Source organism: Allomesorhizobium camelthorni (assembly GCF_011045125.1).
Lineage (GTDB): Bacteria > Pseudomonadota > Alphaproteobacteria > Rhizobiales > Rhizobiaceae > Allomesorhizobium > Allomesorhizobium camelthorni.
Map to the genome: position 1 here is coordinate 1 of NZ_JAAKZF010000002.1, position 15,328 is coordinate 15,328.

The 15,328-nt window shown below is 61.8% G+C and carries 22 protein-coding genes; 14 read left to right on the plus strand and 8 right to left on the minus strand.

Annotated features, from left to right (window positions below):
* Nucleotides 1–292: 292 nt before the first annotated feature.
* A complete protein-coding gene (locus tag G6N73_RS02390; RefSeq protein WP_165022852.1) occupies nucleotides 293–2,128 on the minus strand; it encodes an ATP-binding protein in 1,836 nt (611 codons plus the stop codon).
* A 157-nt stretch (nucleotides 2,129–2,285) separates the two neighbouring features.
* Here G6N73_RS02390 and G6N73_RS02395 point away from each other — a divergent pair, with 157 nt between their 5' ends.
* From G6N73_RS02395 to G6N73_RS02445, 11 genes are all read left to right on the plus strand, one after another.
* Nucleotides 2,286–2,858 carry a helix-turn-helix domain-containing protein gene (locus G6N73_RS02395; RefSeq protein WP_165022856.1) on the plus strand — a complete coding sequence of 191 codons (573 nt, stop codon included), beginning with the start codon at nucleotides 2,286–2,288 and terminating at the stop codon, nucleotides 2,856–2,858.
* A complete protein-coding gene (locus G6N73_RS02400) occupies nucleotides 2,855–3,154 on the plus strand; it encodes a hypothetical protein (RefSeq protein ID WP_165022859.1) in 300 nt (99 codons plus the stop codon). Before G6N73_RS02395 ends, G6N73_RS02400 begins: the two co-directional genes overlap by 4 nt.
* Nucleotides 3,155–3,222: 68 nt before the next feature.
* Complete coding sequence (locus tag G6N73_RS02405) at nucleotides 3,223–3,645, plus strand: OsmC family protein (protein WP_165022862.1); 423 nt, start codon at nucleotides 3,223–3,225, stop codon at nucleotides 3,643–3,645.
* Nucleotides 3,646–3,875: 230 nt separating this feature from the next.
* Nucleotides 3,876–5,663, plus strand: a complete 1,788-nt coding sequence (locus G6N73_RS02410) for an acetolactate synthase 3 large subunit (protein ID WP_165022865.1) — start codon at nucleotides 3,876–3,878, stop codon at nucleotides 5,661–5,663.
* Between the two features lie 72 nt (nucleotides 5,664–5,735).
* Nucleotides 5,736–6,017, plus strand: coding sequence for an AbrB/MazE/SpoVT family DNA-binding domain-containing protein (locus G6N73_RS02415; protein WP_165022868.1), 282 nt, complete (start codon nucleotides 5,736–5,738; stop codon nucleotides 6,015–6,017).
* On the plus strand, nucleotides 6,001–6,396 hold the full coding sequence (locus G6N73_RS02420) for a type II toxin-antitoxin system VapC family toxin (protein WP_165022871.1): 396 nt from the start codon (nucleotides 6,001–6,003) through the stop codon (nucleotides 6,394–6,396). The genes G6N73_RS02415 and G6N73_RS02420 overlap by 17 nt, the downstream gene beginning before the upstream one ends.
* A gap of 48 nt (nucleotides 6,397–6,444) precedes the next feature.
* Complete coding sequence (ilvN, locus tag G6N73_RS02425) at nucleotides 6,445–7,017, plus strand: acetolactate synthase small subunit (protein ID WP_008837017.1); 573 nt, start codon at nucleotides 6,445–6,447, stop codon at nucleotides 7,015–7,017.
* Nucleotides 7,018–7,134: 117 nt separating this feature from the next.
* Nucleotides 7,135–7,731, plus strand: coding sequence for a LysE family translocator (locus tag G6N73_RS02430; protein WP_165022874.1), 597 nt, complete (start codon nucleotides 7,135–7,137; stop codon nucleotides 7,729–7,731).
* A 48-nt stretch (nucleotides 7,732–7,779) separates the two neighbouring features.
* On the plus strand, nucleotides 7,780–8,397 hold the full coding sequence (gene nthA, locus G6N73_RS02435; protein WP_165022876.1) for a nitrile hydratase subunit alpha: 618 nt from the start codon (nucleotides 7,780–7,782) through the stop codon (nucleotides 8,395–8,397).
* On the plus strand, nucleotides 8,394–9,053 hold the full coding sequence (gene nthB / locus G6N73_RS02440) for a nitrile hydratase subunit beta (protein ID WP_165022879.1): 660 nt from the start codon (nucleotides 8,394–8,396) through the stop codon (nucleotides 9,051–9,053). The genes nthA and nthB overlap by 4 nt, the downstream gene beginning before the upstream one ends.
* A complete protein-coding gene (locus G6N73_RS02445) occupies nucleotides 9,040–9,432 on the plus strand; it encodes a nitrile hydratase accessory protein (protein WP_281352821.1) in 393 nt (130 codons plus the stop codon). Before nthB ends, G6N73_RS02445 begins: the two co-directional genes overlap by 14 nt.
* A gap of 17 nt (nucleotides 9,433–9,449) precedes the next feature.
* Here G6N73_RS02445 and G6N73_RS02450 read toward each other — a convergent pair whose 3' ends face one another.
* The 6 genes from G6N73_RS02450 to G6N73_RS02475 form a co-directional block, all read right to left on the minus strand.
* Nucleotides 9,450–9,806 carry a YkgJ family cysteine cluster protein gene (locus G6N73_RS02450; protein WP_246251576.1) on the minus strand — a complete coding sequence of 119 codons (357 nt, stop codon included), beginning with the start codon at nucleotides 9,804–9,806 and terminating at the stop codon, nucleotides 9,450–9,452.
* Between the two features lie 57 nt (nucleotides 9,807–9,863).
* Nucleotides 9,864–10,052, minus strand: coding sequence for a hypothetical protein (locus tag G6N73_RS02455; protein ID WP_165022885.1), 189 nt, complete (start codon nucleotides 10,050–10,052; stop codon nucleotides 9,864–9,866).
* Between the two features lie 20 nt (nucleotides 10,053–10,072).
* Complete coding sequence (locus tag G6N73_RS02460) at nucleotides 10,073–10,450, minus strand: hypothetical protein (RefSeq protein ID WP_165022888.1); 378 nt, start codon at nucleotides 10,448–10,450, stop codon at nucleotides 10,073–10,075.
* A complete protein-coding gene (locus G6N73_RS02465) occupies nucleotides 10,450–10,659 on the minus strand; it encodes a hypothetical protein (protein ID WP_165022890.1) in 210 nt (69 codons plus the stop codon). The genes G6N73_RS02460 and G6N73_RS02465 overlap by 1 nt, the downstream gene beginning before the upstream one ends.
* A 114-nt stretch (nucleotides 10,660–10,773) precedes the next feature.
* The gene (locus tag G6N73_RS02470; RefSeq protein ID WP_165022893.1) at nucleotides 10,774–10,983 is read right to left on the minus strand and encodes a cold-shock protein; all 210 of its coding nucleotides are present in this window, start codon (nucleotides 10,981–10,983) and stop codon (nucleotides 10,774–10,776) included.
* Between the two features lie 269 nt (nucleotides 10,984–11,252).
* Nucleotides 11,253–12,317 (minus strand): glycosyltransferase family 2 protein, encoded by a 1,065-nt coding sequence (locus tag G6N73_RS02475; RefSeq protein ID WP_165022896.1) that lies wholly within the window; start codon nucleotides 12,315–12,317, stop codon nucleotides 11,253–11,255.
* A gap of 152 nt (nucleotides 12,318–12,469) precedes the next feature.
* On the opposite strand from G6N73_RS02475, the gene G6N73_RS02480 reads away from it, so the two are divergent.
* Nucleotides 12,470–13,597: an ATP-dependent DNA helicase gene (locus tag G6N73_RS02480; RefSeq protein ID WP_165022899.1), complete on the plus strand. Its 1,128-nt coding sequence runs from the start codon at nucleotides 12,470–12,472 to the stop codon at nucleotides 13,595–13,597.
* Here the strand turns inward: G6N73_RS02480 and G6N73_RS02485 are convergent, their stop codons facing one another.
* Nucleotides 13,598–14,002, minus strand: a complete 405-nt coding sequence (locus G6N73_RS02485) for a SpoIIAA family protein (protein WP_165022902.1) — start codon at nucleotides 14,000–14,002, stop codon at nucleotides 13,598–13,600. It lies immediately after the preceding gene.
* Nucleotides 14,003–14,109: 107 nt separating this feature from the next.
* On the opposite strand from G6N73_RS02485, the gene G6N73_RS02490 reads away from it, so the two are divergent.
* Entirely contained in the window at nucleotides 14,110–14,850 is a 741-nt protein-coding gene (locus G6N73_RS02490) for a pyridoxine 5'-phosphate synthase (protein ID WP_165022905.1), read from the plus strand.
* A 51-nt stretch (nucleotides 14,851–14,901) separates the two neighbouring features.
* Nucleotides 14,902–15,279, plus strand: coding sequence for a VOC family protein (locus G6N73_RS02495; protein WP_165022908.1), 378 nt, complete (start codon nucleotides 14,902–14,904; stop codon nucleotides 15,277–15,279).
* Nucleotides 15,280–15,328: the final 49 nt, after the last annotated feature.

Sequence of the window (15,328 nt, forward strand, 5' to 3'; positions counted from 1 at the left end):
AGCCTGATCCATTCCGATTGAATCGGAATGGGGCTCTAACCTTTTGTTTGCCGCATGATCTTATCCGAAAAGTCTGCAACTTTTCGGGAATTCAGCATGAATTCGTGATGCTGGCCTTCTGACGCGGATTTTCTGTGCTTCCGGTGCTCGCGGACTTGAATGTCCGCTCCGCTACGGTTCTCGAAATCCGCGCCATAAGTCTCGGCCTGACGAATTCCAGCAAGAATTCTTCCCAGGTTCGCAATGATGCTGAGCGGTTGTGGCTATACCCGCAGCGCTGACGGCCTCAAACTCAGTCCGACCTCGGGCGCAGGCCGAATGTGCTCGGCTTCAGGCCGAAACTGACATCGAGATCCTCGGGGGCGGACGGCGGCGCGGCTTCGACCGCCGGCTTGCGATAGCCGGAATCGCCGGCCTGGCGCTGCATATCCACGGGTTCGGCGAAACCGAGATTCTGCTGCGGCTTCGGCACGTTTCGCAGGCGCTCCACGATGGTGACGAGGTCGACATCTTCGCCATTGCCGGTCGGTGCGTCCACCGCGTGGCGCTTGCCTGCGCCGGGTATCAGGTTCGAGGCAAGCCGCTCGAATTTCAGGCGCATGGTAGTCGCCACGCCTTCGCCGAAGGCGATGGCTTCTCGCTGGCCCATCGAGGACAGGAACGACAGGGTGGACGCCGACGAATCGGCTATGGCCGAGCGAATGATCGCTTGATCCTGCTCGTTGGCGAGGCGCATTGCGAACACGGTGGAGCATTGCGACAGGATGGTCGGATCAAGTTCGCCCGGGCGCTGGGTCACGACGCCGAGATAGCAGCCATATTTTCGGCCTTCCTTGGCGATGCGCGACAGAGCGTGCCGGGTAGGCGCGAAGCCGAGCCGCGGATCGGAAGGCATGTAGCGGTGAGCCTCTTCGCACAGCACCAGAAGCTTAAGCTTGCCTTCGCTCCACAGCGCCAGGTCGAAGGCCAGCCGCGCCAAAACCGAACAGACCGAATTGACCACTTCGGAGGGCATGCCGGCCATTTCGAAACAGGTGATCGGCCGGCCGCCATGCGGAATGCGGAAGATGTTGCCGATGGTCTGGTGCAGCGTGTCCTCGATCAGCCGCGAAGCGAACATGAAGCGGTAGCGCGGGTCGTTGATGGCCGATTCGATACGCGTCTTGAGCGAGCGGTAGGTCGGGCGGTAATCCTTGCTCTCCAGCAGCCCCATGCGCTCGTCGATCTGCTTGATGAGGTCGGCGATCCTGTAGGGTACCGGTGTATCGGCGGTCATCGAATCGCCGCCGCGGCGGATGAAGGTTCCGGCGCCCGGATTGCGGTAAAGGTTCTTGGCGGCCGGGATCAGGTCGCGCAGCACATCCAGTTCCTCGGGCACGATCTCGCGGCCGCGAAACAGCACTTCGGCAAATTCCTCCAGCCGGAAAAGCCAGAAGGGCAGGTCGAGCGTCGATGTGTCGACTTTGACGCTGTTGTCGGGCAGGGCTGCGGCGAACTCATTGTGCGGATCGAGGATCAGCACCCTGAGATCCGGCCTGGCCTCGATCGATTTGCGCAGCAGCAGCGAGACGGCCGTCGATTTGCCGACACCAGTGGTGCCGACCACAGCGAAGTGGCGGGCCAGCGTATCGTCGATGGCGATGCAGGCGTCGATCGTCTCGTCCTGCGACAATGTCCCGATGGTTACAGAATGGCGCCCCGCCAGATCGTAGACCGCCTGGAGATCCCGGTTGCGGATGCGGTGCGCGACCGCGCCGATATGGGGATAGGTGGTGATACCGCGGTCGAAGACCGGTTTGGCTGGTGCGGCGCTGTCGCGGACCTCGCCGATCAGTTCGACACTGACCTCGATGGCGTTTTGCTCATGGCTGTGCCAGGTGCCGTCGGCCTTGCCGATGGCATAGACGAGCCCGACGGTGCGCGACGAGCCGAGATTGATCGAGATCATCTTGCCGACTGTCCACAGGCCGGTGACAGCGCCTTCGCCGGTATCGGCTAACGCGCTTATCGTGGCGCGAGCGCCGTCGCACTGCACGACATGGCCGAGGATTCGTGCATCGCTCTGCGCCGCGTCGCGGCGTTCCTGCGACGTTGCTTCACCGGCGGATTTTTCCCGCTCCACGAACATTCAGGTACACCCGCTTCCACTTCCCGTTGGATCGCGACACTAAGCGAAGTGGGGTTAAGGCCGCGTCATAGGGCATGGTTTACAAGCGGTTAGGACAATCGCTGCAATTGGAACAGGCGGGACTTTACGTCACGTACGTATCCTCTATATTAGCCGAATGAGCGATATAAGAGACGATCTTTCGCAAGGGATAGCCCATCGCATCCACGCCGAGCGCACGCAGCGGGAGTGGTCGCTGGCCGAACTCTCTGAACGCTCCGGCGTCTCCAAAGCGATGCTCAGCGCCATAGAGCGGAACGGGACAAGTCCGACCGCAGCCCTTCTGGTGCGTATCGCTTCGGCATTCGGAATGACTTTGTCATCGCTCATCGCCCAAGCCGAACTGCGTGGCGGCGGTCTGATGCGCGAAAAGGACCAGCCCATCTGGCGGGACCCCGGGACGGGCTATGTCCGCCGGCATCTTTCGCCGGCATCCGACATGCCGCTGGAACTGATCAGGGTCGAAATGCCCGCCGGCGCGACAGTCAGCCTGCCTGCGTCGTCCTACGCCTTCATCAGGCAGCAGATCTGGCTGATGGAAGGGCGCCTGGGGTTCACGGAAGGCGACGTCGTCCACGTCATGGAAGCTGGCGACTGCCTGGCGCTTGGCCCGCCCGCCGACTGCACTTTTCATGCGCCGGGACCTGCTGCCGCGATCTATCTCGTCGCGCTGATGCGGGGCAGCCAATGACGCGGCGTCTTCGGCGCAACCACAATGGCGGCCCGCCGCTCGACGACTACGAAGGACCGCCTTGGGGCAAGGGCGACGCGTTCCTCTATCTCTGCTGGGAAGCCGCCCGCAAGAAAGCCTGGAAGGCGCCGAGCCCGCAGGTGATGCTGATGCGGCTCGAGCGGGCGGAGAGGATCGGGCTCACCTACGAAGAATACACACTGGAGATACTGGAGCGCGGACGGCATCTGCAGCCGGAGGATGCCGGCCGCATCGCCGAGATCAAGGCGGCAAGGAAGCGGCGAAGGCGGGCATGATGCTTCCTGGGATGGCCGCAGCTACTTCCCGCGTTATGATGAGTGAGTTCAATCGCGGGATGAGCTTCATGAAAGCGCGCATCAAATGGGTCGAGGGTCGGACATTCATCAGCGAGTCCGGCAGCGGGCACAAATTGGTGCTCGGAACGGCCTTCGGAGCGGAGGGACAAACCCCTGGACCGAGCCCGATGGAGCTGGTGCTGATTGGAACCGGAGGCTGCTCGGCCTTCGATGTCGTTCACATCCTCGAAAAGGGCCGCGAGGCAATCGAGGATTGCGTGATCGAGCTTGAAGCGGAGCGTGCGGAGAAAGACCCGAAGGTGTTCACCCGCATTCATATGCACTTCGTGGTGAAAGGCCAAGGCCTGGCGCCGGCAAAGGTGCAGCGCGCCATTGATCTCTCGGTCGAGAAATACTGCTCAGCGTCGGCAATGCTCGCCAAGACAGCTACGATCACCCACGATTTCGAGATCGTCGACACTCTCCCTTAGGCCGGCGCAATTTGTGCATTGACACCATGGCTTTCCGGCAATTAGTCTTCGCGCCCATGAAGATGACACTCATTCTCGTAGTAGGAAGGCGCGTGGGCAAGGCGGTGTAACCGCCGGGCGAAAACCTCCCATGCGCTAAACACAGGCTCCCTCGGGGGCCTTTTTTATTGACCGAAACAAGACTAAACGACCAGCAATCGCCCGCAGGCGGCAAGAAACGGGACAGATCGATGAGCAACCGACAGGACGAAACCGGACGGCGTGAGATGACGGGCGCCGAAATGGTCGTGCAGGCGCTGAAGGACAATGGCGTCAAGCATCTCTTCGGCTATCCCGGCGGCGCGGTTCTCCCGATTTATGACGAGCTTTTTCAGCAGGACGAGGTGGAGCACATTCTGGTGCGCCACGAACAGGGCGCTGGCCACGCGGCCGAGGGCTATGCACGCTCGACCGGCAAGGCCGGCGTGATGTTGGTGACGTCCGGGCCCGGGGCGACCAATGCGGTGACGCCGCTGCAGGATGCGCTGATGGATTCGATCCCGCTGGTCTGCATCACCGGCCAGGTTCCGACTTCGCTGATCGGCTCGGACGCGTTCCAGGAATGCGACACGATCGGCATCACGCGGCCCTGCACCAAGCACAATTGGCTGGTGAAGGACGTCAACCAACTGGCAGGCATCCTGCACGAGGCGTTCCATGTCGCGACGACCGGCCGGCCAGGGCCGGTGGTCGTCGACGTTCCGAAGGACGTGCAGTTCGCGAAAGGCATGTACACGCCGCCGCAGACGGCGCCGCGCACCAGCTACCAGCCCAAGGTCCAGGGTGACCTCGACAAGATCAAGGCTGCAGTAGCGCTGATGATGGAGGCCAAAAGGCCGATCATCTATTCCGGCGGCGGTGTCATCAATTCGGGCGCGGAAGCCAGCCACCTCTTGCGCGAACTGGTCGACCTGACCGGCTTCCCGATCACCTCGACGCTGATGGGCCTCGGCGCCTATCCGGCGAGCGGCAAGAACTGGCTCGGCATGCTCGGCATGCACGGCACCTACGAAGCCAATATGGCGATGCACGATTGCGACGTCATGATCTGCATCGGCGCGCGCTTCGACGACCGCATTACCGGGCGGCTCAACGCGTTTTCGCCCAATTCGAAGAAGATCCACGTCGATATCGACCCGTCCTCTATCAACAAGAATGTCCGGGCCGACGTGCCGATCATCGGCGATGTCGGCCGCGTGCTGGAAGATATGGTGCGGCTGTGGCGTGCGACCGCCAAGGCCGACAAGAAGGCGCTGTATCCATGGTGGGAGCAGATCGCCCGCTGGCGCGCCCGCGATTCATTGGCCTTCCGGCCGAATGACGAGGTGATCATGCCGCAATATGCGGTGCAGCGGCTCTACGAGCTGACCAAGCATCTCGACACATACATCACGACGGAAGTCGGCCAGCACCAGATGTGGGCGGCGCAGCATTTCCATTTCGAGAAGCCGAACCGCTGGATGACTTCGGGCGGGCTGGGCACGATGGGCTACGGCCTGCCGGCGGCGCTGGGCGTGCAGATCGCGCATCCGGACTCGCTTGTCATCGACATTGCCGGCGACGCTTCGGTGCAGATGACGATTCAGGAGATGAGCTGCGCGGTTCAGTACGAGGCGCCGATAAAGATCTTCATCCTGAACAACCAGTATATGGGCATGGTACGGCAGTGGCAGCAACTGCTGCACGGCAACCGGCTGTCGCATTCCTATACCGAGGCGATGCCGGATTTCGTCAAGCTGGCGGAAGCCTATGGCGGCCACGGCATACGCTGCGAAAAACCCGGCGATCTCGACGGCGCGATCAAGGAAATGATCTCGGTGAAGAAGCCGGTGATCTTCGACTGCCGGGTGGCGGCACTCGCCAACTGCTTTCCGATGATCCCCTCGGGCAAGGCGCACAACGAAATGCTTCTGCCCGACGAGGCGACGGACGAAATGGTTGCCAACGCGATCGACGCGAAGGGCCGGGAGCTGGTGTGAGAGCAGACGCAGTTTGAAATGGCGCGTGAAAGGCGCTATGTCTTACCGTGTCTTACCGAGCAGGACCGAAAGATGACTACTACCAGAGTATCCAGCAAGGGGCAGGTCGTTCTACCCAAGGCTGTTCGGGACGCGCATGGATGGATGGCAGGTACGGAACTCGAAGTCGTCGATCGGGCCAGTGAAGTGGTGCTCAGGCCAAAGGCCGTTCACGATAGCCGGTTTCCACCCATTACGCTGGAGGAATTCAAGGCTATGAGGCCGAAGGTTTTCGGTCCGCCGATAACCGACGAGGAAATAAGGGAGGTGGTGCTTAGAGAAGCTGCGCGGCGGTACGATGCCGAGCGCGATTGATACAAACGTCCTGCTGCGGATAATGATTGACGAGAACAGCGAGCATGGCGCGCGTGCAATGGCCCGCTTCGAGACCGGAGGATTGATTGTCGGACCTTCGGTGCTTCTCGAAACCGAGTGGGTTCTGCGAAGCCGATACGGCTTGTCGGCTCAAACGGTAAATCGACTTATGACAGCGCTTGTCACAAGTCCGAACATTCAATTCGGCAACGAATCTATGGTTCGAGATGCGATCGCCGCCCATGGCGACGGAATGGATTTCGCAGATGCGCTTCACTTGTTCGGCGCCGCCGAATGCAACGAATTTCTGACCTTCGACAAGGATCTCACACGAAGCGCCAAATCATACCCCAATGCCCCGGCAGTTCGGGAACCTTAAACAGACGGCATGCTTTGAAGCGGAGCCGCAGAAGGAAGACAAGACCCCATGAGCGCCCATCTCCAACCCACCGGCTCCGCCTATTTCATCGCCAAGGAGACCGAACGGCCTGAAATCCACACGCTATCGGTGCTGGTCGACAACGAGCCAGGCGTGCTGGCGCGGGTCATCGGCCTGTTTTCCGGCCGCGGCTATAACATCGAAAGCCTGACGGTTTCGGAAACCGAGCACGAGAAGCACCTGTCGCGCATAACCATCGTGACGCGCGGCACGCCGCATGTGCTAGAGCAGATCAAGCACCAGCTAGAGCGCATCGTGCCGGTGCACCGCGTGGTCGACCTGTCGGTGCGCGCTGGCGAACTCGGCCAGGACAAGCCGCTGGCGCGCGAACTGGCGCTGGTCAAGGTTTCGGGCACAGGCGACGCTCGCGTCGAGGCGCTGCGGCTCGCCGAAGCGTTCCGCGCCAATGTCATCGACGCCAATACCGAGCATTTCATTTTCGAGATCACCGGCAAGGTGTCAAAGATCGAGCAGTTCATCGCCATCATGCAGCCCCTCGGCCTGGTTGAGGTCTGCCGCACCGGAGTTGCAGCGATGAATCGCGGCCCGCAGGGGATGTGAGGACAGAGCCGCGCTTCTGAACCTTGGCATAAGCGTCTGATGACCATGGCCGCTGCGTTCGCATCGGGAATCCGTCATTATAGGTCAACACTGCTGACATATGGATAGCGGCGATCCATGTCCCCTGAAGTCTTCCTGGCCCTGCTTGTTTTTGCCTTCGTCACCTCGGTAACGCCGGGGCCGAACAATTTCATGCTGCTGGCGTCGGGCGTGAATTTCGGCTTCTGGCGCACCGTGCCGCATATGTTCGGCATCGCCGCCGGTTTCGCCACGCTGCTTTTCGGGGTCGGTTTGGGCTTGGGCGCGCTGCTGAAGGCCTATCCGGCGCTCGATCTGGCACTGAAGATCGCCGGCGGCGCATACCTGCTCTGTCTCGCCTGGAAGATCGCCATGTCGCGATCGATGGCGGCGAAGGGCGAGGCGAAGGCCGTGCCGATGACCTTCTTGCAAGCCGCCGCATTTCAATGGGTCAATCCCAAGGCCTGGGTGATGGCGGTGACGGCGATGGCCGTCTACACCAACCCGCAGGCACCGTTCCTTTCCATGCTGCTGGTCACCGTCGCGTTCGCCGTGGTCAATCTGCCGTCGGTATCGGTCTGGGCCGGCTTCGGCATGGCGCTGCGCGGATTTCTCTCCGATCCGGTCAGGTTGAAATGGTTCAATATCGCCATGGGCGTGCTCCTCGCAGCCACATTGTGGCCAATGTTTCGGTGAGGCCTGGCCTGCTTGCGCGCTTCGGCGGCGCGGCCTAGATTCCGTCGTATGCCCCATGACCACGATCATTATCACGACAACGAACTCGACCCTATGGCCGCGCGGGCCAAGGCGCTGGAGACGATCCTGACCCAGAAAGGGCTGATCGACCCGGCGGCGATCGACGCGATCGTCGAGACCTACGAGACGAAGATCGGCCCGCGTAACGGCGCGAAAGTCGTCGCCAAGGCGTGGAGCGATCCCGCTTACGCCGAACGGCTGAAGAAGGATGCGACGGCGGCGATCGCTTCGCTCGGCTTCACCGGCAGGCAGGGCGAGCACATGCAGGCGGTGTTCAACATCGCCGATACGCACAACCTCCTCGTCTGCACGCTGTGCTCCTGCTATCCCTGGTCGGTGCTCGGGCTGCCGCCCGTATGGTACAAGTCGCCGCCCTATCGCTCGAAAGCGGTGATTGACCCGCGCGGCGTTCTTGCCGAATTCGGCGTCTCGCTGCCGGCGGAGACAAAGATCCGGGTATGGGATTCGACCGCCGAACTCCGCTACCTCGTGGTGCCGATGCGGCCAAACGGCACGGAAGGCTGGAGCGAGGAAAGATTGGCTGAACTGGTCACACGCGATTCGATGATCGGCACGGGACTGGCGCTGGAGCCGCAAGCAGCATGAACGGGCCGCACGATCTCGGCGGGCAGATGGGGTTCGGGCCAGTCGCGCCGGAAAAGGACGAGCCGTATTTCCACGCCGAGTGGGAGAAGCGTGCGCTCGGCGTAACGCTGACCTCAGGCGCGATGGGCCACTGGACCATCGACGAAAGCCGCCACGCTCGCGAATGCCTGCATCCAGCGGATTACTATTCCTCGAGCTACTATGAAATCTGGATTAAGGCGCTGGAAACGCTGCTCAAGCGCCACGGTTTCGTCATGGACGAGGAAGTGGCCGCCGGCAAGGCGCTGGGCTCAGGAACGACGCCGAAACGTGTGCTGAAGGCCGAGAACGTCGCCGCCGTGCTGGCGAAGGGCGGGCCATGCGACCGGCCGGTCGAGGCGCCGGCACGGTTCGAGGCAGGCGACCGGGTGCGGACCAAGAATTTTCACCCCACTGGCCACACAAGGCTGCCGCGCTATGCCCGCGGCAAGCTCGGCGTGGTCGAGGCAGTGCACGATGGGTTTGTCTTCCCCGACAGCAACGCGCATGGGGGCGGCGAAAACCCGCAGCGGGTCTACACGGTTGTCTTCTCAGCTGCGGAAATCTGGGGCGAGGGAGCCGACCCGACGCTGACGGTCTCGATCGATGCCTGGGAGAGCTACCTTGAGCCGGCGTGAGGCCGACTCCGGGCCGTCGAAAATAACCGGCGAACCCATCAATGGTGCGCTTCCGAAGGACAGCCCGGTCTTCGCCGAACCCTGGCAAGCCGAAGCCTTCGCCATGGTTGTGGCGCTCAATGAGCGCGGGATGTTTTCGTGGAGCGAATGGGCGGACGCGCTGTCGGCGGAAGTGAAAAGTTCCAACGCTGCGCCGGACGGCAGCGATTACTACGATTGCTGGCTGCGTGCGCTGGAAAACCTGCTGGCTGCAAAAGGCGTTGCCGGCGGGAATGAAATCGATGCGCTGGCCGCCGCCTGGCATCGCGCCGCGCATGCGACGCCGCATGGCAAGCCGATCCTGCTGGAGAACGATCCGGAGTGGGATTCGAGATCGTAAAGGGTTCTTCTACGTGATCAGGCCTTTTGCAGATACGGATCGACTGTCGGCCACACCTGTGCGTCGGGCGCCGACAGCCCTCGGCCTCGGCGCGCGATGAGGCAGTCGCCGCCGCCCGGCAAGCAGGCGCGGCAGACGTCGGGGCGGATCTCATAGATCGAACAGGACGTCGATTTGCCGACCTTGCCAACAAGTGCCGAACAGCGCGCGCCGTCGCAGCGCATGCCGCTTTCGTCGCGGGACACGTGTTCGGCGGGGATTCGATCGAGCCGGGAGTCGGGTTCGGTGGAGAATCTCGGCCATGCCGACGAGTGGGAGCAGCAAGCGCCGCATGCGTTGCAATCAAAGCTGCCGCTCAACAGAGGCTCGGTCAAGCGCGTGCACTGCCGACGGTAGGGAAATTCCGGTTCAGGTGCGTTCCCTGCAAAGCGCTATTTCTTGCGGCGTTTGCGCGGCGCTGCGGGCTCGGCGTTGAAGAGATCGGTCCCCACTTCGGCGGCAGGCGGCGCCTCGTGCGTCCCGCTGGCCGGGTTCCCGTCAATTTCGGGTTCGGTTTTCCTGGCGGCCTTGACCGGAGCCGCCGCTTTGGGTTCGTCCTTGACGGTAAATTTTATGGCCATGGTCGATCCTGAACTGGCGATCAGTCGCGCGGATTGCGGAGGCGGCCGATCAGCGCTGAAACAGCGGTGATGTTCATTTCTTCGGGCGACCAGTTTCTGGCCTCCTCGATATGCCTGGGGGCGAGTTCGCGATGCGTGCTGCCGCTATAGGCGGCGTCCGGATGGACTGACGTCCGGTCTGTCCTGGCATCGTGGCGGACATATTCGATCAGGTAGTTCGGGCATTCGACCCGGCCGCGCACGCCGATCCGCACCTGTGCGTCGCCATGAGCGCGCCGGCAGCGTTCCAGCTTCTCGAGGATGCGCCGGACATATTCGACCGGATTGTCGAGCGTTTGCACGACATCGGCGATGGTGGAATCCGCCGCCATCGACACCAGAACCGCGCGCCTCGCCATCAGCGTTTGCCCTTGCGTTTGGAGGCCGCGGCAAGCTCTTCCGCTTCCTTCTCCAGGCGCAGTTCTCTCAGTCGCGCGGTCTTTGCCTCGCGCGCCTGGCTGACGGCGTCGTGTTCCGAAATGATGCGGTTGAGCGCCATAGACTGCGTCTGCGTTTTGCTGAAAAACGATTCAGCCTGGTCGCGGGATTTCTTCGAGTTCTCGGTCACACCTATATCCATCGATCAAAAGAAAAAGGCCAGGCAAAAGCCCGGCCTCCCTGTGACATTCACCTCTTCAACGATGCCAGTACATCCGTGGTCATCGGTGAGGCGAATGCCGATTTATGCAGCTTTAAGCTGGTCGGCCGACATTTTGCCCGACTTCGCGTCGCGCACCATCTCGTAGCCGAGCTTCTGGCCTTCCGCGATATCGCGCATTCCAGCGCGCTCGACAGCCGAGATGTGGACGAATACGTCCTGGCCGCCATCGTCAGGTTGAATAAAGCCGAAGCCTTTTGTGGCGTTGAACCATTTAACTGTGCCGGTGCTCATGATGAACCCTTTCCATAGAAATATTAGTTTACCGCCGTGCGAATGCAAAACGGAGGTTTGTCTCGATGTTTGAAGGGAGAGGTTCGCCAAGGGCGCGCCAGACGCGCAGATAAACAAAAGTCAGACAAGCAAATATCGATTGAGCGTGTGTAATCTTCTTAATCGCCGATGTCAACTTTTGGTTTTTCCGGCATTTCGGTTCGCTCATCGGTTGTCACGCGGTTGCGGTTGAAAATCTCCACCACCGGAGGCCGCCGGCTGTCTTCGCGCTAGCCCATGACGCGCCGGACGGTCTTTGACATACGCGCAAGGACAGGGGGTCTCGACGATGCGACAAGCTTCCACGACAAGATTGTGCGGGCCATCCGCCGCGGAAGCACGCCGATGGACAGAAACCACGCCGCCAGAAATGCGCGCCTGCGCAAGGAGGCATTCATCTCCATGCTCGCCGCGACGCCGGCAGCAGCCAACGCCAGCTTGTTGTCGCTGCGTACGGGATGATGGGTCCTGTCCATGCACAACGAGGCCAGTCGCTCTTCGAGGTGACCCGGATCGCGCAGGCCGATATTTTCCGGCAACTCCAGTCCCACGTCGGCGGCCTGGCGGGACAGCGCCGCAAAGCGATTGAAATCGTGCCGTAGCCGCCACCGCGCACGTTCGCCAAGCTTTTCTCCAAATGTCGAATGGTTTGTGCCGTGCTGGCGATAGGCCCCAAGGCAGGTATCGATCGATTTCACGCATCCATATAGCGGTGCGACTGTCACGAGATAGCCGTCCGCTCCTTGCCTGAAATCGGCTTCCGGAATTGGAAATACGGACTCGAGCGTCGAACGATCGAAGGCCAAGCCGCTTGTTACGGTCGTCTGATATCGCCCGCGGCGCAGAAGCTTGGGAACCACATTGCCGCCGTCGAACGGCAGTTCCGGGGGCGGGAAAACATCCAGGATTTCGTGGCCCTCATCGACCAGATGCAGCCTGAATTGGGCCTGCGCGGTTTTCATGTTCCACTTGTCGATAACCTCCGATACCGCGTTCGGGTAGAGGTAATCATCGGCATCCAGGAAGAAAACGATCTGCCCTTTGGAGGCCGCAAAGCCCGTGTTGAAGGCCGCCGCATGCCCACCATTCTCGGCCCTGAAACGCGGTACAATCTTGTCGCCAAACGATTTTATGATTTCCGCCGATCCATCGGTCGAGACATCGTCGACGACGATCACTTCCACGGCGGGATGGATCTGACCCAAAGCGCTGTCGATGCAGCGTCGAAGAAACCGCGCATAATTGAAATTCGTGATTATGATCGATACCGGAACGACCGGTGTGGGATATCGCATCGGATGAACCTCGCAGTCTTTTTCGGGGAGATAGCGGCGGTCTTCTCGTGGGAGTCCGACGGGCCTAGCAGCCAAGTTTGACAAAAAAACGCAGCCGCCAGGGATCGGGAAGGCCTCTTGCCCTCTCCGCCCGAATCTTGTCTCTCCATGTGATGGAATTTTCTCCCCAGCAGGATGATGCGCTGAAGGCGGTGGCGCGGTGGCTGAAGGCGGGCAGGCCGCAGGTCTTCCGGCTGTTCGGCTATGCCGGCACCGGCAAGACCACGCTTGCGCGCTATTTCGCCGAGCATGTCGACGGCCAGGTGCAATTCGCCGCCTTCACCGGCAAGGCGGCGCAGGTGCTACGCTCCAAGGGCGCGGTCAACGCCCGCACCATCCATTCGCTGATCTACCGGCCGCGCGGCGAGGAAGCGGTCGCCGACGAGACGACCGGCAAGACCTCGATGTCGCCGACATTTGCACTCAACCGGCAGAGCCCGATTTCGAAGGCGACGCTGGTCATCATCGACGAGTGCTCGATGGTCGACGAGCAGCTTGGCCGCGACCTCCTGTCGTTCGGCACGCCGGTTCTGGTGCTCGGCGATCCCGCGCAGTTGCCGCCGATCTCGGGCGGCGGCTTCTTCACCGAGCATGAACCCGACATTCTCCTGACCGAAATCCACCGGCAGGCGCGCGACAATCCGATCATCCGGCTGGCGCTCGACGTGCGCGAAGGCCGTGAATTCATGCGCGGTGATTACGGCACGGCGAAAGTGATCGGCAAGGAGGAGGTGACGCGGGAACTGGTGCTCGCCGCCGACCAGGTGCTGGTCGGCACGAACCGCACGCGAAAGCGCTACAACTACCGGCTTCGCGAGTTGAAAGGATTCACGGCGAGCTATCCGCAGGCCGGCGACAAGCTGGTCTGCCTGCGCAACGATCCGGCGAAAGGCCTGCTCAACGGCTCGCTGTGGAAGGTGATGACCTCGTCGCGCGAGACGGTGAAGCCGGGCATCAATCTCCTGGTCTCGCCGGAGGAGGACGATCCCGATCGCGGCGTCGCCAAGATCAAGCTGCTCAAGGCGGCATTCGAGGATCCGGACGCCGACATTCCGTGGACCCAGAAGAAGCGCTTCGACGATTTCGACTATGGTTACGCGCTGACCGTGCACAAGGCGCAGGGCTCGCAATGGAACGACATCGTGCTGTTCGACGAAAGCTACGCGTTCAAGGACACCCGCCAGCGCTGGCTCTATACCGCGATCACGAGGGCGGCGCAGACACTGACGATCGTTCGCTGATCAGGCCGTAGCGACAGGCCTGGCATCGATCCACTCCCATGCCGCCGCTTCCTCATCGGCATCGAAATAGCGGGTCTCGATAGAGGTGAGCGGCCCGAATATGCCGATCACGGTGCGCAACCATGCCGGCCCGCCGACCACCGCATATTTGCGGATGTGGCGCAGCGCGCGGGTCTTGCCGCGGATCGTGGCATCGGTGAAGGCGGCGCTCCAGTCGAAGCCCTCATAACGGGAGATGCGGACGAGAAGGTCGATCTTGTCATGCACGGCGTATGCGCCCTCGAGCAGGCCGTAGGCATTTTCCAGATCGGCCGCGGTGAAACGGCCGACGATTTCCAGCGCGCACAAATCCTCGCGGTTGGTGTCGATGCGGCGAATGGCCGGCACATGGTCGAGCGGATGCATGCGGCGTCCTTTCGAGGGAAGTCGGTCTTGCACTGGAACACATGAATGGTCGTGTCAGTTCCCGCCGGAGCGGCTATAGAGACGCTGCAACAGTTTCGAGACGCCCCATGCCCGCAAAACTTTCCGTCAATTTGAATGCAATCGCCATGCTGCGCAACCGGCGCGACCTGCCTTGGCCGAGCGTCAGCGGGTTGGGGCGCATCGCGCTCGCCGCCGGCGCGCATGGGCTGACGGTGCATCCGCGGCCCGACCAGCGCCATACGCGCTATTCCGACCTGCCCGAACTCCGCGCGCTGATCGACGACGAGTTTCCGCAGGCCGAGTTCAACATCGAAGGCTATCCAGCCGAAGAGTTTCTGGGCCTTGTGGAGAAGAACCAGCCGGAACAGGTGACGCTGGTGCCGGACGATCCGGCGCAGGCGACGTCCGACCATGGCTGGGATTTCGCCGCGAATGCTGCCTTCCTGACACCGATAGTCAGGCGGCTGAAGAAAGGCGGTTTCCGAGTGTCGCTGTTCGCCGATCCCGACCCGGCTGGAATTGCAGTCGCCCGCGACATCGGCGCCGACCGTATCGAACTCTACACCGGCCCCTATGGCAGCTGCCATTCCGATTCAGAAAAAGCCAACAAGGAGCTGGAAAGATTGGGCAAAGCCGCTGACGTCGCACTTGCTGCCGGGCTCGGCGTCAATGCCGGGCACGATCTCGTTGTCAGCAATCTGCCGGCGCTCGCCAGGCGAATTCCGCAACTGGCCGAAGTGTCGATAGGGCACGGCCTGACGGCGGACGCCCTGGAACACGGCATGGCCGAAACGGTTCGCAGATTCCTGAAGGCCTGCGGCTGGTAGCCATGCGGCCCGGCAGACTATATCTCCTTGGGCCCAAATACGGAGGAGACCATGGCTGTTGCAGTCCGCTATATCGTGAACGACGTCGAGCAGGCGATCAGCTTTTATCGCGACCTGCTCGGCTTCAAAGTCGATTTTCATCCCGCCCCCGGCTTTGCCGCGCTTTCGCGCGGTGACCTCAGGCTGCTTCTGAACCGTCCTGGAGCCGGAGGTGCAGGCCAGGCGATGCCGGAAGGCGCGACGCCCGCGCCGGGCGGCTGGAACCGTTTTCAGGTCGAATGCAACGATCTGGAAGCGATGGTTGCGGATTTGAAGGCCAAGGGATGCCGGTTCCGCAGCGATATCATCATGGGCAACGGCGGCAAGCAAATCCTGCTCGACGATCCATCGGGCAACGCCATCGAGCTTTTCGAGCCGGCACGGCGTTGAGCGTTGCAACGGCGCTTGCGCCGCGGGGAAATATGCTGCATAGAGCCGA

What these genes read in the sequence shown, in the direction of transcription:
- ilvN (WP_008837017.1), top strand. Translation starts at nt 6,445, where the DNA reads ATGAGCGCCCATCTCCAACCCACCGGCTCCGCCTATTTCATCGCCAAG.
- G6N73_RS02390 (WP_165022852.1), bottom strand. Translation starts at nt 2,128, where the DNA reads ATGTTCGTGGAGCGGGAAAAATCCGCCGGTGAAGCAACGTCGCAGGAA.
- G6N73_RS02455 (WP_165022885.1), bottom strand. Translation starts at nt 10,052, where the DNA reads ATGGCCATAAAATTTACCGTCAAGGACGAACCCAAAGCGGCGGCTCCG.
- G6N73_RS02400 (WP_165022859.1), top strand. Translation starts at nt 2,855, where the DNA reads ATGACGCGGCGTCTTCGGCGCAACCACAATGGCGGCCCGCCGCTCGAC.
- G6N73_RS02395 (WP_165022856.1), top strand. Translation starts at nt 2,286, where the DNA reads ATGAGCGATATAAGAGACGATCTTTCGCAAGGGATAGCCCATCGCATC.
- G6N73_RS02405 (WP_165022862.1), top strand. Translation starts at nt 3,223, where the DNA reads ATGAAAGCGCGCATCAAATGGGTCGAGGGTCGGACATTCATCAGCGAG.
- G6N73_RS02430 (WP_165022874.1), top strand. Translation starts at nt 7,135, where the DNA reads ATGTCCCCTGAAGTCTTCCTGGCCCTGCTTGTTTTTGCCTTCGTCACC.
- G6N73_RS02410 (WP_165022865.1), top strand. Translation starts at nt 3,876, where the DNA reads ATGAGCAACCGACAGGACGAAACCGGACGGCGTGAGATGACGGGCGCC.
- nthB (WP_165022879.1), top strand. Translation starts at nt 8,394, where the DNA reads ATGAACGGGCCGCACGATCTCGGCGGGCAGATGGGGTTCGGGCCAGTC.
- G6N73_RS02475 (WP_165022896.1), bottom strand. Translation starts at nt 12,317, where the DNA reads ATGCGATATCCCACACCGGTCGTTCCGGTATCGATCATAATCACGAAT.
- G6N73_RS02470 (WP_165022893.1), bottom strand. Translation starts at nt 10,983, where the DNA reads ATGAGCACCGGCACAGTTAAATGGTTCAACGCCACAAAAGGCTTCGGC.
- G6N73_RS02485 (WP_165022902.1), bottom strand. Translation starts at nt 14,002, where the DNA reads ATGCATCCGCTCGACCATGTGCCGGCCATTCGCCGCATCGACACCAAC.
- G6N73_RS02420 (WP_165022871.1), top strand. Translation starts at nt 6,001, where the DNA reads ATGCCGAGCGCGATTGATACAAACGTCCTGCTGCGGATAATGATTGAC.
- G6N73_RS02415 (WP_165022868.1), top strand. Translation starts at nt 5,736, where the DNA reads ATGACTACTACCAGAGTATCCAGCAAGGGGCAGGTCGTTCTACCCAAG.
- G6N73_RS02495 (WP_165022908.1), top strand. Translation starts at nt 14,902, where the DNA reads ATGGCTGTTGCAGTCCGCTATATCGTGAACGACGTCGAGCAGGCGATC.
- G6N73_RS02490 (WP_165022905.1), top strand. Translation starts at nt 14,110, where the DNA reads ATGCCCGCAAAACTTTCCGTCAATTTGAATGCAATCGCCATGCTGCGC.
- G6N73_RS02460 (WP_165022888.1), bottom strand. Translation starts at nt 10,450, where the DNA reads ATGGCGAGGCGCGCGGTTCTGGTGTCGATGGCGGCGGATTCCACCATC.
- G6N73_RS02480 (WP_165022899.1), top strand. Translation starts at nt 12,470, where the DNA reads ATGGAATTTTCTCCCCAGCAGGATGATGCGCTGAAGGCGGTGGCGCGG.
- nthA (WP_165022876.1), top strand. Translation starts at nt 7,780, where the DNA reads ATGCCCCATGACCACGATCATTATCACGACAACGAACTCGACCCTATG.